14 protein-coding genes are annotated in these 14,877 nt (G+C 64.7%); 5 read left to right on the top strand and 9 right to left on the bottom strand.

The features are described 5' to 3' along the window. Window positions 1-14: 14 nt before the first annotated feature. On the bottom strand, window positions 15-2,261 hold the full coding sequence (locus A3AU_RS0122020) for a heavy metal translocating P-type ATPase (RefSeq protein ID WP_027054796.1): 2,247 nt from the start codon (window positions 2,259-2,261) through the stop codon (window positions 15-17). Window positions 2,262-2,373: 112 nt separating this feature from the next. On the opposite strand from A3AU_RS0122020, the gene A3AU_RS0122015 reads away from it, so the two are divergent. Beyond that, entirely contained in the window at window positions 2,374-2,790 is a 417-nt protein-coding gene (locus A3AU_RS0122015) for a MerR family transcriptional regulator (protein ID WP_027054795.1), read from the top strand. 12 nt (window positions 2,791-2,802) lie between these two features. Here the strand turns inward: A3AU_RS0122015 and A3AU_RS0122010 are convergent, their stop codons facing one another. Then, window positions 2,803-3,360, bottom strand: a complete 558-nt coding sequence (locus tag A3AU_RS0122010) for a GNAT family N-acetyltransferase (RefSeq protein ID WP_027054794.1) — start codon at window positions 3,358-3,360, stop codon at window positions 2,803-2,805. A 31-nt stretch (window positions 3,361-3,391) separates the two neighbouring features. After that, window positions 3,392-4,102, bottom strand: coding sequence for a DNA helicase (locus A3AU_RS0122005; RefSeq protein WP_027054793.1), 711 nt, complete (start codon window positions 4,100-4,102; stop codon window positions 3,392-3,394). A gap of 413 nt (window positions 4,103-4,515) precedes the next feature. Here A3AU_RS0122005 and A3AU_RS0122000 point away from each other — a divergent pair, with 413 nt between their 5' ends. Beyond that, complete coding sequence (locus A3AU_RS0122000) at window positions 4,516-5,514, top strand: hypothetical protein (RefSeq protein WP_027054792.1); 999 nt, start codon at window positions 4,516-4,518, stop codon at window positions 5,512-5,514. A 195-nt stretch (window positions 5,515-5,709) separates the two neighbouring features. Here A3AU_RS0122000 and A3AU_RS0121995 read toward each other — a convergent pair whose 3' ends face one another. Then, window positions 5,710-6,159: a GatB/YqeY domain-containing protein gene (locus tag A3AU_RS0121995; RefSeq protein ID WP_027054791.1), complete on the bottom strand. Its 450-nt coding sequence runs from the start codon at window positions 6,157-6,159 to the stop codon at window positions 5,710-5,712. Between the two features lie 277 nt (window positions 6,160-6,436). On the opposite strand from A3AU_RS0121995, the gene carA reads away from it, so the two are divergent. Both carA and A3AU_RS0121975 read left to right on the top strand, forming a co-directional pair. Next, window positions 6,437-7,642, top strand: a complete 1,206-nt coding sequence (gene carA, locus A3AU_RS0121985; RefSeq protein ID WP_027054790.1) for a glutamine-hydrolyzing carbamoyl-phosphate synthase small subunit — start codon at window positions 6,437-6,439, stop codon at window positions 7,640-7,642. Window positions 7,643-7,973: 331 nt separating this feature from the next. Continuing rightward, a complete protein-coding gene (locus tag A3AU_RS0121975) occupies window positions 7,974-8,357 on the top strand; it encodes a helix-turn-helix domain-containing protein (RefSeq protein ID WP_027054789.1) in 384 nt (127 codons plus the stop codon). 9 nt (window positions 8,358-8,366) lie between these two features. Here the strand turns inward: A3AU_RS0121975 and A3AU_RS0121970 are convergent, their stop codons facing one another. The 3 genes from A3AU_RS0121970 to ypfJ form a co-directional block, all read right to left on the bottom strand. After that, window positions 8,367-9,287 (bottom strand): aldo/keto reductase, encoded by a 921-nt coding sequence (locus A3AU_RS0121970; RefSeq protein ID WP_027054788.1) that lies wholly within the window; start codon window positions 9,285-9,287, stop codon window positions 8,367-8,369. Next, window positions 9,284-10,549, bottom strand: a complete 1,266-nt coding sequence (locus A3AU_RS0121965; RefSeq protein ID WP_027054787.1) for a TCR/Tet family MFS transporter — start codon at window positions 10,547-10,549, stop codon at window positions 9,284-9,286. The genes A3AU_RS0121970 and A3AU_RS0121965 overlap by 4 nt, the downstream gene beginning before the upstream one ends. 153 nt (window positions 10,550-10,702) lie before the next feature. Further along, window positions 10,703-11,623, bottom strand: coding sequence for a KPN_02809 family neutral zinc metallopeptidase (gene ypfJ / locus A3AU_RS0121960; RefSeq protein ID WP_027054786.1), 921 nt, complete (start codon window positions 11,621-11,623; stop codon window positions 10,703-10,705). 183 nt (window positions 11,624-11,806) lie between these two features. Here ypfJ and A3AU_RS0121955 point away from each other — a divergent pair, with 183 nt between their 5' ends. Continuing rightward, window positions 11,807-13,891, top strand: coding sequence for a hypothetical protein (locus A3AU_RS0121955; protein WP_245235546.1), 2,085 nt, complete (start codon window positions 11,807-11,809; stop codon window positions 13,889-13,891). Window positions 13,892-13,942: 51 nt separating this feature from the next. On the opposite strand, the gene A3AU_RS0121950 is transcribed toward A3AU_RS0121955, so the two are convergent. Both A3AU_RS0121950 and mntR read right to left on the bottom strand, forming a co-directional pair. Beyond that, window positions 13,943-14,131: a hypothetical protein gene (locus A3AU_RS0121950; protein WP_027054784.1), complete on the bottom strand. Its 189-nt coding sequence runs from the start codon at window positions 14,129-14,131 to the stop codon at window positions 13,943-13,945. Between the two features lie 87 nt (window positions 14,132-14,218). Further along, on the bottom strand, window positions 14,219-14,671 hold the full coding sequence (gene mntR, locus A3AU_RS0121945) for a manganese-binding transcriptional regulator MntR (protein ID WP_027054783.1): 453 nt from the start codon (window positions 14,669-14,671) through the stop codon (window positions 14,219-14,221). Between the last annotated feature and the right edge of the window lie 206 nt (window positions 14,672-14,877).

The following is a 14,877-nucleotide window of genomic DNA, read 5'->3' as shown; positions in this document are numbered from 1 at the left end:
ATCCGGAGAAGCCCTCACCCACGCCAGCGCAAGAGGCGCATGGCGTTGGCGGTGACGAGCACGGTGGCGCCGGTGTCGGCCAGGATCGCCGGCCACAGGCCGGTGATGCCGGCAATGGTCGTCACCAGGAACACCGCCTTCAGCCCCAGTGCCACGGTGATGTTCTGGCCGATATTGGCCATCACCGCCCGCGACAGCAGCACCATGCGGGCAACGTCCGTGACGCGGCCATGCAGGATCGCGGCGTCGGCTGTTTCCAGCGCCACGTCGGTGCCACCACCCATGGCGATGCCGATGTCGGCTGCGGCGAGCGCCGGCGCGTCGTTGATGCCGTCGCCGACCTTGGCCACCGTCAGCCCCTCGCGCTGCAATTCGCCGACGATGCGCTGCTTGTCCTGCGGCAGCAATTGCGCCCGCGCCTCGATGCCGAGCGACGTGGCGATGGCCTCGGCGGTGCGGCTGTTGTCGCCTGTCAGCATCACCGCGCGGATGCCTTCCGCCTTCAGCGCCGCGATGCCTGCCGCCGCATCCGGCCTTGGTTCGTCGCGCATGGCGATCAACCCGGCGATCACGCCATCGGCCACCAGCACCGAGACGGTCTTGCCCTGGCCGTTGAGGCTGTCGATGGCAAGGCGCTGGGCTTGCGTCATGCCAGCCCGCTCGCCGGCCGCGGGGCCGGAGCCGAGGAAGACGGCGACGCCGCCGACGCTGCCCTCGACACCCTTGCCCGAGATCGCCTTGGCCGCCAGCGCCGGCGGCACCGGCGCCTTGTCGGCCTTGGCCCTGTCCAGGATTGCCACCGCCAGCGGATGGCTGGAGCCCTGTTCGAGCGCCGCCGCCAGCGCCAGCACGGTGCGCTCATCGCGGCCATAGGCGACGATGTCGGTCACCACCGGCTTGCCTGCGGTCAGCGTGCCGGTCTTGTCGAAGGCGACCGCGGTGATCCGGCGGAAACCTTCCAGCACCGCGCCGCCCTTCATCAACAGCCCGCGCCGCGCACCGGCCGCCAGGCCGGCGGCGATCGCGGCGGGCGTCGAAATGACCAGCGCGCAGGGGCAACCGATCAGCAGGATCGCCAGGCCCTTGTAGATCCATTCGTTCCAGTCGCCGCCGGCGGCCAGCGGCGGCAGCAGCGCCACCAGCGCACCGACCACCAGCACGCCGGGCGTATAGTATCGTGAGAAGCGGTCGATGAAGCGCTCGGTCGGCGCCTTGGCTTCCTGCGCCTCCTCCACCAGCCGCACGACGCGGGCGATGGTGTTGTCGGAAGCGGCCGCCGTCACCCGCACTTTCAGCACGCCATCGTTGTTGATCGTACCGGCAAAGATTGTGTCGGCGATACCCTTGCGCTTCGGCGTGCTTTCGCCGGTTACCGGCGCCTCGTCGATATCGCTCGACCCCTCTGTTATCTCGCCATCGGCCGGGATGCGGTCGCCAGGCCGCACCACGATGATGTCGCCAACGGCAAGCTGGTCGGCGGGAACTTCAATCGTGCCGCCTCCCCGCTCGACCAGCGCCGTCTTCGGCACCAGGTCGGCCAGTCCCTGGATGCTGGCCCGCGCGCGGCCAGCGGCAACACCTTCCAGAAGTTCGCCGATCAGGAACAGCACCACCACGGCCGCGGCTTCCTCCGTGGCGTTGATCATCACGGCGCCGACAGCGGCGATGGTCATCAGCATCTCGATCGAGAATGGCGTGCCGGCGAACGCCGCCATCAGCGCGCGCCGCGCGATCGGCACCAGGCCGACCAGCAACGCCGACAGGAAGACCCAGCGCTCGGCCGCCGGAACCAGATGGCCGATGCCGTAGGCGGCCACAAGGGCGGCCGCGCAAGCCAGCGTCAGCGCCGCGCGACGGGAGCGCCACCACGGCTGCCCCGGCTCGGCATCGCCGTGGAGATGGGTGGACGCAGCTGCCTGCCCGGCGACTTCTCCGCCGGCATGGTCATGGTCGTGGCCCGAATGGTCTTGGTCTTCGTGGTCGTGGCCTTCATGGTCATGATCGGCATGGTCATGTGGTGCCGGCTCGTCGGTCCTGGTTCCCGCCTTGACGATGCCATAGCCCAGCCGCGCCACCTGCCGCAGCACTTTGTCGTCATTGAGCGGCCCGCCATGGCTGACGGTCATCGAGGCGCCGGTCACCGAAACCGAGACGTCGGCGACGCCGTCGAGGCGGCGCACCGCCGTATCGATCTTGGCCGCGCAGGAGGCGCAATCCATGCCGCCGATCTTGAACCGCGTCTGCTTCAAAGGAGCCGTCATTCCATCACCTGCCTGTTTCTTCATCCGCGCGGCGTGCCGCCGCATGGGTCTTGAACCTTGATGTCAGCCACTGTAATTGCTCTAGTCACTAGAGCTTCAAGAGGCAAAATGCATGTTTTCGATCGGTGATCTCTCCCGCCGCACCGGGGTCAAGGTGCCGACCATCCGTTATTATGAGCAGATGGGACTGGTCGCGGCACCCGAGCGCTCGGAAGGCAACCAGCGCCGCTACTCAAGGCAGGAGCTGGAACGGCTGGCCTTCATCCGCCACGCCCGCGACCTCGGCTTCGCCGTCGAGGACATCCGCGCCCTGATCGAACTCAGCTTCCATCCCGAGCAGCCTTGCGGCCATGCCGACAAGATCGCGCAGGAGCAGCTGATTTCGGTGCGCGAAAAGATCGCCCAGCTGAAGCGGCTGGAAACCGAACTGGAGCGCATCGCCTCCTGCTGCGACGGCAAGACGGTCGGCGACTGCTACGTCATCCGCGCCCTGTCCGACCACGCACTGTGCGCCGACGAGCATGGGTGAGGATGGGGCGCTTCAAAGCTCGATCCGGAACCGTAAACTCTCCACCCCGCCATAGGCGGCGTCCTCGAAGAAGCGCTCGACCAGTCTGCCGCCATTGGCCAGGATCACCTTGTGCGAGGCCGGATTGCCCGGCTTGGCGGTGATCTCGACATAGGGCAGGCCGACCGCCCTCGCCTCGTCGAGCATCAGCCGCAGCGCCTGCGTGGCATAGCCTCGCCGCCGCTTCCATGGCACCACCGCATAACCGATATGGCCAAGCACATGCGACGGCAGTTCCGCCGTGCCGTTCTGCCAGCGAAAGCCGATCGAGCCGGATGCCTCACCATCCCAGATCCAGCGGCGGAACCCCGGCAGGCGCGGCACCAGCGTGCCGTCGGGCAAGGTGATCGGATCCCCCTTGGCCTCGGGGTCGTCGAGGCTGGCCAGGAAGGCCAGGGGATCCTGCTCAATCGCCGCGAGTTGCTCGCGCGTCGCGTCCATGAGCCGGACATTGTCCGACGACCAGCCGCGCTCGAGCGCGGCTTTGTAGGACGGCAGATATTCAAGTGCGGGTTTGACGATCTCGACCATGTTTCAGGCATAGCCGTGGCAGGGAGCAGGCTCAAGCCGCCTCGAAGCGGATCTCGCCCCTGTTGAGGAAACACGTCTTGCTGAACAGCGACAGATCCAGCGGGTTGGGCAACCTGATGTCGCTGATATCCGGGACCGGCTTCTTCGCCGGGTCGTAGGACCGATCGATCTGCGAGATGAAGACCAGGACCACGCCGGTGTCGCGCGCGAAAGCCTTCAGCGTGCGGACCTGGTCCATCAGGCTAGGGTTCTCCCGCTTCTGGTCGAGCAGTTGCAGATAGTCGATGACCGCCAGCGTGCCGCGCGGCGCCGATCCCAACCGGGCAACGATGTGGTCGGCGCTGATGCCATCGGACGTGTCGAACTCGAACAGCCGGTCGAACCGGGCCGGCTCGACGCCGATGGCGCGAAACCGATCCAGCACATCCCGTGGCGTATATTCCAGCGTGAAGAACACGCTGCGATGGCCTGACTTCATCGCTTCGACCGCGAGTTCGAGGCTCATCAAGGTCTTGCCGTGACCCGGCCGCGCACCGAGCAGAACGAGGTCACCCGGCACTAGCCTCGCGAACAATCGGCTGGCGGGCGCCGTCTCGGACAGCTTGGCGGCAAGCAGGCTCCAGCCGGCAAAACCCTGCCGGGCCGCGATACGGTCAAGCGCCTGGTGAAGCGGGATTTTTGCCTCGCGCGACAACAGCCTGGCTTGACGTTTCAGATGATAGACCGGCGCGGACAGCTTCATCGCAAAACCTCCTGGTGCGAGCCGTTTTGCAACCCCTCCTTATGCCTGGCGCTCGAACAGTCGGTTCGGTGATTGGAGTGCGCCCCGCATGAACGAATGCTTTCCCGGCGGAGGGAGGAGGCGTGGGCCACGCCAGAATCAGATCATAGCGCAATCCCGAGGACTCGAAAATCCGCGGATCGAAAATGGCGCATGTTCGCAAACGCGAGAACGGCTGCCGCAAGCCTCGAGCCAGCGTCCTAGCTCCAGCGCCCAGCCTATGGACATTGCGCCCGTGAGGCGCGGCCTCGCGCACACTTGCCGGCGCGCTAAACAAGATGTGTCTCGCCGATAGGCGCGCGGCATTTTATGATCAGTCCCGATGACAGCAGCGCGAGGATTCGCAAGATGGCTTCGGCAGGAGAATTGAACCGGTGCGGTTGAGATCTGTCCCCTTGGGTATTGTCGTTACCCTCAGCCTTCTCGTCATCGTCATTGCCCTGACCGCGGCGGGCCGGTCCATTGCCGCGCCGTCGGCCATTCCGGCCTGGCTGCAGGCGCATGTCGGCGACAGTGACGGCCAGATCTCCCAGGTGGTGCTGGAGCGGGCCCGCGCGCTCTACCTGAAAAAGGTCGCGCAGGGCGCGGTCAGCAACCCCTGTTATTTCGCCATGGACGCCACCCGTCCTGGCGACCTCGGCAATGGCGTGCTGGGCCGCCGGTATTATGTCGTCTGCGAGGCCAGCCAGTCGTTTCGCGCCATCTCGTCGGGTCATGGCGGTGGCAAGAACCTGAAAGGCACCGCCGATTTTTCAAACGGCAGGCGGTGCGCCAAGAACTTCGGCAATGCCATGGATTCGGAATTGACCGCCGGCGGCGCCTATATGACTGGCGAAGCCAAGACCTCGTTCAAGGGCTTCTATCGGACCGCCGCCAAACAGGACGCGGCCTTCGTGCGAACCTTCATCCAGTTCGACGGCGAGGGCGAAGCCGCCAATGCCAGGCAACGCGTGATCGGCGGCCACGCGGCGCAGGTGCTGCGCACCATGTGCATGCGCAAAAGCCCGACCAATTCCTACGCCGACCATGATGGCATGGTGCCGTTCGGCAAGCTGGTGGAATATGCCGGCGGCCGCAGCAATGGCTGCACCAGCTGGTCGCCGACCGATGCGCAGCAGCTCATCTCCATGGTCAAGGGCAACCCGACCACCCTCTACATCTACCCGGAATCACGCGACATCGCCGCCGTCGCGCAGGCGGCAAAAAACCATTCGCCGTCCGGCGAGGCACCCTATTGGAATGCGTCCTGCCTTAAGGAAATCGGCGCGCCGAAATTCTGGCCGCAAAAAGTCCTCGAGCCAATCATCGCCCAGTACAAGAAGGATCATCCGGCACCGCCCGCGCAGCCGCTGCCGATCTGCAACGGGCCGTGAGGCGGCCCGACCACTGGTCGATCCATGGAATCTAGCGCCGGCTTAGCGCAGGAACTCGAAGCAAGGCTGCCATGCGTTGCGCATCGCCGGTATCGTCGTCGCAGGGATAGGCGAAAGCCGGCTGGATCAAGGCGGCGACAAGTGACGGTGGCAATCTCCGGCCGGCGGCAGGCAGCCCGGCGATAGGCACTGTGCCTACTGCAGCAGACCCTTGACGATGCCGCTCGCCTTGCCGAAATCCATCTGGCCGGCATATTTCTGCTTCAGCGCGGCGATCACCTTGCCCATGTCTTTCTGGCTGGCGGCACCCGTCGCCGCGATCGCTTCGCGCGCCGCGGCCGTAACCGCCGCATCGTCGAGTTGCGTCGGCAGGAAGCCGCGGATGATCTCCATCTCGCCGCGCTCCTGCGCCGCCAGTTCCGGCCGCTTGCCGTCTTCGAAGGCCTTGGCCGATTCCTCGCGCTGCTTCACCATCTTGGCCAGGATCTGCAGGATCTCCTCGTCGCTGGCCGGCTCCTTACCCGCGCCGCGATTGGCGATGTCGCGATCATGAATGGCGGCCTGGATCAGCCGCAATGTGGGCAGCCGGTGCTTGTCCTGCGCCTTCATCGCGCTCTTCAGGGATTCGGCGATTTTCGCGCGCATCATGCTTTCTCCTTCGATCGGCGCGGACAATAGCGCCGGCGCCAAGCCAACGCAAACCCTGATATGGCGGGGCAAGCCCATGATATTGCTTGATGAAATAAATCGCGGCCGCGTTTCGCATGATCATTGACCGCCCTGCCCCCTTCCCCTATGTACTGGGCCTTGCATGAACTGAAGCTTGACTGCGTGGAAGCCGCGAATGCGCCGCTTCGCGCCGTTTGCCGCGCAGATCGCCCGCCGGGTCGGTTGCTACGCGCGGCCCGATAGGAGTGCCGCCATGGCCGAGATGACCGCCCCTTGGGCAACCGAAAAGCCAACCGCCCTGCTGGTACTGGCCGACGGGACTGTCATAGAAGGTCGCGGCCTCGGCGCCACCGGCTCAGCCGTCGCCGAAGTCTGCTTCAACACCGCGCTCACCGGCTACCAGGAAATCCTCACCGATCCCTCCTATGCCGGCCAGATCGTCACCTTCACCTTCCCGCATATCGGCAATATCGGCACCAATGGCGAGGACATCGAGGACCTCAATCCCGCCGCGCGCGCCGGTGCCGTCGGCGCCGTGTTCAAGGCCGATGTGACCAACCCGTCCAACTACCGCGCCGCCGGCGACCTCGACCAGTGGCTGAAGAAGCGCGGCATCGTTGCGCTCTCCGGCATCGACACCCGGGCGCTCACCGCGCTGATCCGCGAAAAAGGCATGCCCAACGCCGTCATCGCCCATGCACCGGACGGCGTCTTCGACCTCGACGATTTGAAGAGCCGCGCCGCTGCGTGGTCGGGCCTGATCGGGCTCGACCTTGCCAAGGAAGTCACCTCGGGCCAGTCCTCGGTCTGGCGCGAAACGCCGTGGGTCTGGAACGAAGGCTTTGGCGAACAGGCCGAGCCTTCCATGCACGTCGTCGCCATCGACTACGGCGTCAAGCGCAACATTTTGCGCCTGCTTGCCGGTCTCGGCGCCAAGGTGACGGTGGTTCCGGCCAACACCGGCTCGGAAGAAATCCTCGCCATGCAGCCGGACGGCATCTTCCTGTCCAATGGCCCCGGCGACCCGGAGGCCACCGGCGACTATGCCGTACCGGTCATCCAGGATCTGCTGAAGACCGACATCCCGGTGTTCGGCATCTGCCTCGGCCACCAGATGCTGGCGCTGGCGCTGGGCGGCAGGACCGCCAAGATGCACCAGGGCCATCACGGCGCCAACCATCCGGTCAAGGACCACACCACCGGCAAGGTCGAGATCGTCTCGATGAACCACGGCTTTGCCGTCGATGCCGACTCGCTGCCCGAAGGCGTCGAGGAAACCCACGTCTCGCTGTTCGACGGCTCGAACTGCGGCATCGCGCTCACCGGCCGTCCGGTGTTCTCGGTCCAGCATCACCCTGAGGCCTCGCCCGGCCCGCAGGATTCGCACTATCTGTTCCGCCGCTTCGTCAACCTGATTCGTGAAAAGCGCGGCGAGGAATTGCTGGCCGAGCGGGCCTGATCCTACAAAATGGACGACCGGCGATAATATCGCTTAACTCGAAGCGATAAATTTGCGATATTGCCCTTCGTGAAGACAATCATCCTTTCGGTATCGGCGGCTCGCGATCTCGACAACCTGCCCGCTGATATCCGCGAGCAGGTCTCCGAAGGTTTGATCGCTTACGCTGTCACCGGCCTGGAGATGTAAAGCGTCTTTCCGGCAGGGACGGCTACAGGCTGCGGATCGGCCGCTACCGCGTCATATTCGATGAAGATCGCGCCACCATCCTTGCGATCTACATCGGCAAGCGTGAGACGACGACTTACAGTCGGCCATAGGACAGAGCATCATGAACGCCCCTCAAATCATAAAGACCTCAACCGGCGAAGAACTGGTCGTCATCCCAAAGGCTGACTACGAGGCATTGCTGCATGCGGCCGAAGAAGCCCTCGAAGACGCGGCGGATGTTGCGATTTACGACGAGCGCAAGGCCGAATTCAAAGCCGAAAAGGCCCTGCCCGCTGACGTAACCATGGATATTTTGCAGGGTTCCAGCCGGCTCAAGGCGCTGCGCAACTGGCGCAAGCTGACACAAGCAGAATTGGCCGGTGCCATTGGGGTAAGCCAGGGCTTCCTGTCGGACCTCGAATCCAATCGCCGCAAGCCATCGGCACAGACCAGCGCGATGCTAGCAAAGGCGTTGGATGTCCCCGCCGAGTGGATTGAATCCTAAGCCCCACCCTCACGCCACCGGCCGGCCTTCGCTGGCCTCCAATATGGCGAACCATTGCTGGCGGTCGAGGCTGATCTCCAGCGCCTTGACCATGGCTGCCAGCCGTTCCGGCTTCATCGACCCGAGCACCGGCACCAGTCGGGCCGGATGGCGCAGCAGCCAGGCGATGGCGACGGTGGCGAGATCGCCGGCACCGATTTCGGCGGCGACAGCCGCCAGCGCTGCCCGCACCCGCGCTTCCCGCGCCTCCATGCCCGTGAACAGCGAGCCGCCGCCGAGCGGCGACCAGATCATCGGCGCATAGCCAAGGCGCTGCGCATGATCGAGGCTGCCGTCGGTCAGAACGGATGTCTTGAGCACCGACATCTCGATCTGGTTGGTGGCAAGCGCAAACGGCATGCGCGAGGCGAGCAGATCGAATTGCGACGGGGTGAAATTGGAACCGCCGACAGCCCTGACCTTGCCCGCCTTGACCAGCCCAGCCAATGCCGCCGCCGTCTCGTCGGCATCCATCAGCGGGTCCGGCCGGTGCAGCAGAAACACGTCGAGATAGTCGGTGCCGAGATTGCCAAGCGAACGGTCGACCGAAGCGGCTATGTGGGCGGCGCTGGTGTCGTAGTGCTTCAGCCGGTTTTGCGGCCGGTTGGCCGAGGCCAGCAGGATGTCGCATTTCGAGATCAGCTCGATCTCCTCGCGCTTGCCCGCCCAGCGCGACAGCCCGGCGCCGAACGCCGCCTCCACTTCGTAATTCCCATAGATGTCGGCATGGTCGAAACTGGTCAGGCCTAGATCGACGGCGCTGCCGATCAGCCGGGCGACCTGATCGGCATCCGGGCGCGCACCGCCGTCGAGCAGGCGCCACGCGCCGAAGACCAGCCGCGACAGAGACACCCCGTCCCGGGTCAGTGCGATCCGGCTGTCATGGCTCATATCCGCGCTCCATCTCCCGCAACGTCGGTGCCGACATTCCTGGCCATGGCCGGTCTCGCCACCTTGGTGACGAAGACGATGACCGCCAGCACCAGGAAGCATGCGCCGACCAGATAGGGCGCGCCGCCGAAGGTCACCGGCGCGCTTGGCCCGGTGAACCAGGAAAAGATCGCCGTATAAAGCAGCGGCGTGATGATCGAGGTGATCGAGAAGATCGAGGTCATCGCGCCCTGCAGCTCGCCTTGCGCCGACGGCGGAACCTTGGCGGCGGCGAGGCTCCTCAGCGGCGGATCGGCCAGCGCTTCCAGGCAACCGACGACGATCACCGCATAGATCATCCATCCCTGCGAGGCGAAGGCGTAGCCGAAGGCGCTGGCCGCCGTGAAGGTCAGGCCGATAACCGCCGTCCGCCACTCGCCGAGCCTGGGGATGACGCGCGGCAGCACCGTGCCCATGACGATCGCGCCGCACAGGCCGAAGGCGCCGAGCGAGAAACCGATCTGCTGCTCGCTCCAGCCATAGCGGTAGTTGGAGACGAACGACCACACCGCCGGATACATCATATGGCCGAGCGTCATCAGGAAGAAAACCAGCCCGATCCAGCCAATGCCCTGGTACTGGCGCATTTGCAAAAGCGTGCCGACGGGGTTGGCGCGTTTCCACTCGAACCGGCGGCGATGCTTTTCATCGAGCGTTTCGGGCAGGAAAAACATCGCAATCAGGAAATTGACGAAGGCGAGCCCGGCGGCGAAAAAGAACGGCACGCGCGGTCCGAACGTGCCGAGCAAGCCGCCCAGCACCGGCCCGATGACGAAGCCGACGCCGAAGGCTATGCCGAGCAGGCCGAAATTCTTGGCCCGGTTCTCGTCGTTGGAGATGTCGGCGATGAAGGCCGATGTCGTCGAATAGCTGGCGCCCGAAATGCCGGCCAGCACCCGCCCGATGAACAGCATCGGATAGGACCAGGCAATGGCGCAGATCAGGTTGTCGATGGAGAAGGTCAGCACCGAGGCGAGCAGGATCGGTCGCCGCCCGAAGCGGTCGCTCAGGCCGCCCATGATCGGCGCGAAGAAGAACCGCATGGCCGCATAGACGAAGAACAGCCAGCCGCCCTCGATGGCCGCACCGCTGATGCCGACGCCGGTCAATTCCCTGAGATAGGCCGGCAGCACCGGCATGATCATGCCGAAGCCGATGATATCGAGCAGCAGTGTGGTGAAAACCAGCGCGAGGCCCCGCCTGGCGGTTTTGGGGTCGATCATGATGGTCAGGCTCCTCAGGCTGCCCGGGCGCAGGCGGACGCACCTTATAGGCCAGCGCGCCAAAAGGAACAATGCAAGAACAGCCAGGAATCGTCGATCCTGACTCTCCCTGACGGTGTCTTCACCGTCGGGGCAATGCCGTGAAACAAGTGCTTACAGCGGGCCGCTCATCGTGTTGCAATCCGACAGCTTGCCGCTCTTGTAGCCGCGCGCCAGCCAGGTCTGCCGCTGCTGCGAGGTGCCGTGGTTGAAGCTTTCCGGCACGACATAGCCCTGCGTCTTCTTCTGCAGAGTGTCGTCGCCGATCTGCTTGGCGGCGTTCAGCGCGCTTTCGATGTCGCCCTGTTCCAATATGCCCTTCTGCGCGGTGTAATGCGCCCACACGCCGGCAAAGCAGTCCGCCTGCAGCTCGATGCGCACCGACAGCTGGTTGGCGTCGGCTTCGCTCATGCCTTGCCGCATCTGGTTGAACTTGCCCATGATGCCGGTAAGGTTCTGTACGTGGTGGCCGACTTCATGCGCGATGACATAGGCGCGGGCGAATTCACCGGAAGCGCCGAACTGCTGGTCGAGCTGCTGGAAGAAGGTCATGTCGAGATAGACCTTGTGGTCGCCAGGGCAATAGAACGGCCCGGCCGCGGCGGAAGCAAAGCCGCAAGCCGAACGGACCTGGCCGGAAAACAGCACCAGCTTCGGGTCTTCATAGGTCAGCCCTTGCGACTTGAAGATGCCGGTCCAGGTGTCCTCGGTCTCGGCGAGCACTGTCGCGACGAACTGCTTCATCTCGTCATTGGCGGGCGCCGTGCCGCTGTCCTGGCCGCCGCCGTTGTCGGTGATCTGGCCACCGCCGCCCGGCAGCAGGCCGCCATCGCCGCCGCCCAGGATCGCCGAGGGATCGAAGCCGAAATACCAGCCGGCGATCACCACCAGGATGACCAGGAGGATGCTGCCGCCGCCGGTACGGCCGCCGATCGGGAGTTGGAAGCCGCCGCCGCCGCCACCGATACCGCCACCACCGCCGTCGCTGCGGTCGTCCTCGATATTGTCACTCTGACGACGGCCTCTCCAGAGCATGGCAACTCCCCGTGACAAACTTCCTCGTTGCTCCGGCAAGCCGGCTCAACCCAACAAACAATTATCGCAATGGTTGCGCCAAGTCACAGCATTTTTCGCGGCCGCCACGGTTGCGAAGTGGCAGCTTTCCGATCCTCGGGAAGGCCTGTAGCATCAGGCATAGCGGAAGAATGCGAGGGGCGCTTGCGGATCATCGGCCAATTCCTGCTTTTGCTGATGGCGTTGACTTGCCTCGGCATCTGGCCGGCTGGCGCCGTGACGCTCGATTCCAGCGTCGCCGTCACCGACCCTGCTACCTTGCAGGCATTGGAGCGCGGCGGCCTGTCGATCAGCCGGCTGCTCGGACCCGCACTCGGCCTCACCCGCGACGTCGACAATCGCGGCCTGTTTTCCGTGCCGGCGCTGGCCACGGTGCGCGACACGGTCAAGCAGGAGATATCGGACGAGCCGAAGACCAGCCCGGACCCCTATGTCGCCGCCATGGCCAAATCCAGTGACACCAGCCAGAAATTCAACCCGAAATACATCGATGACGACGGCTCGACGCTCGACCTGACCGGCGTCGTCAACCGCATGGATCGCGGCTATCTCGGCCACACCGAATGCGGCGAGATCAGGCTGATCTATCGTTTCCACTATTCGGTTGCCGAAAAGCCGGCCAAGGGCAAGCCAATCGGGGGGAAGACTGGGCAGCGCATCTCTTCGCGCCTGCCGCTGACCATGAGCCTGGTGTTCAATGCCAAGCCTGGACGGGCGCAGGCGCGCGCCGCGAAGGATTTGCCCAGCGCCACCGACGTGTCATGCGCCGAGGTCGCCAAGCGCTGGCTTGCCGCCGGCCAAAAGGACCTGCCGCCCGAGCAGTTGGCCGCCTGGCTGCGGTCCGACGAAGGGCCGCTGTCGGGCGCCATGCTCAATTCCTCGCAGATCATGCGGCTCGAGCTCAACATGCAGGTGCTCAGGCTGTCGGCCTCGACGCGGCGCGATTTCGGCGGCCATGCCGAATATCTTCTGAAGATCTTCAAATGGGATCCGGGGACCTCGGGTTTTTATGAATCCAGGATGGAGAACCAGATCGACCGCGCCACCGTGCTGGCCGACAAGCCTTCCTTCGCCAAATGGCTGCTCACCGACCGCAACATCTACGATCTGGACCACGGCCGGCTGGTCATCGACGAAAAATTCCTGGCCAAGAGCGCCGTTTCCGTCGCGCCCGGCGGCTTGAGCCGTTCGCAGAACAACATCGTCTACGGGCTGGTCGACGATGCCGACATCGACAAGGCGCTGAAGGATTACGTCGCCAGGGGCAACACGCTCGCCACCATCAAGTCGGTGGCCGGCTTCGATTTGCGGCTGAACGAGATGAGCTGCACAGGCTGCCATCAGACGCATGGCATTGCCGGCTTCCACTACACCGGTGCCGACCCGGCCAGCGAGCCGCGCCGCAACGCCGTCTTCGTGCCGGGCTCGGCGGTGTTCTTTGCCGACCTGCCGCGCCGCCGCGCCATCGTCGAAGAATTCGCCGCCGGCGACCATCCCGATTTCACCAGAGGTTTCGCCGCCCGCCCGGACCGGAAATACGCCGAGGCACTGAAAGGCACCGACCTTTACAATGGCTGGGGATCGATCTGTTATCGTGGTGATGACGCAAGCTTCAAGGACTGGACCTGCGGCGTCGGCCTGCGCTGCGCCGGCGTCCACGAAAGCGCCATCCATCCGGGGTTTGGCACCTGCGTCAGCGAGAAGGGCACCGATGTCGGCGATCCCGTCGAGTTCGGCGAGATCAAAATGTCGACATGGGGCAACGACCAGTATTGCCGCCTGTCGCCGGCCACCGCCAAGGCCTGCGCCATAGACCCGGCGCGTGACAAGAAGCCGGTGGTCAAGATCGCTGGTTACGGCGCGGCGCGCCAGCGCTACGACAACCCCGAACAGAAGACCGGCGGCTTTCCCGGCGGCATGCTGCGCAAGGCGACCTGCGACAAGCTTCCCGACGAAGCGACCTGCGGCCGGCTAGCCAAGACCGGTTTCAACGACTGCATCGCGTCCGGCAAGGACCACAAATTCTGCACAAGGGAATTCACCAAGACCGCCGGCCTGCGCGCCTGCGACAAGGCGCATCCCTGCCGCGAGGATTATATCTGCACCGCCGGCTACGATGATCTGCCCGAAGCCAAACCTGGCGAAGGCACCTGCATTCCGCCCTATTTTATCTTCCAGTTCCGCGTCGACGGCCACCCCAGAAGCTGGGTCCAGGATGTCCGCGAGTGAGTGCTGATTGATGCATCCGGGCGCATTCCGGCAGCAGCCCTCGGCTCGGCCCTAATCTTTCTGCTTGGCGCCCGCGCTCTTGCCGTCGGAGCTTTTCGAGCGCTCCTCGAACCGCGCGGCACCCTTCTTCAGGGGATGACCGGTCTCTGCCTCGGTCTTGCGCTCGTCCTTCGCCGCGGCTTGCCGCAATCCCTTGGCTGCCTGCTTGCCTTTCGCGGTCGGTGCCTGTTCGACGCCCATTGCTTCCTCCCTTGGCGCTAAATCAGCGCGATGTCAGGAGCAACGTGCTTGGGGTCGAGCGGTTCCGGCCGTCTTTGCGGAAGCGCCTCAGCGCGGCGCGGTCATCGCCTTGCGGAACGCGTCCAGCGTCTCGGCGCTGACATGGTGCTCTATGCCTTCGGCATCGATGCGCGCCGTTTCGGCGCTGACGCCGAGCGAGCGCAGAAAAGCTTCCACCGTCTGGTGGCGGATTCGGCTTTCCTCCGCCACCTTGCGGCCGGCTTCGGTCAGGAACACGCCGCGATAGGGCTTTCTCGAGACCAGCCCGTCGGCGCACAGGCGCGTCAGCATCTTGGCCACTGTCGGCTGGGCGACGCCGAGGCGGGCCGCGATGTCGACCTGGCGCGCCTCGTTGCCATCCTCGATCAAATCGGCGATCAGCTCGACATAATCCTCGACCAGCGCGCTGCGGCGCGCCTGGCGCTGCTGCCGGAACCCTTCCGAATGGACATCGGCGTCGGGCAATGGCTCACGCGGAACCGGTCTGTTCTTCAGCGCCAATGCGCGCTCCTCCTCGGGCGTTCAACCATCGCTGCTTTTATAGCACAGGCTCTGATTCTTCAGGCCGTTTATTTGCATTCCCCCACAGGCGCGACCGCAGTTTCCCGCTAGCCGCTTCGCGAAGCCGAATGAGCGCTCGATAAAAAGCACAAACAATGAAATATAGCCTATTGCATAATGTTGAGCCATGGCATAGCTTGTGGGCA

The organism is Mesorhizobium erdmanii USDA 3471, assembly GCF_000472705.1.
GTDB lineage: Bacteria > Pseudomonadota > Alphaproteobacteria > Rhizobiales > Rhizobiaceae > Mesorhizobium > Mesorhizobium erdmanii.
The sequence above is the reverse complement of the archived record's forward strand: the minus strand, read 5'-3'. Positions and strand labels throughout refer to the sequence as shown.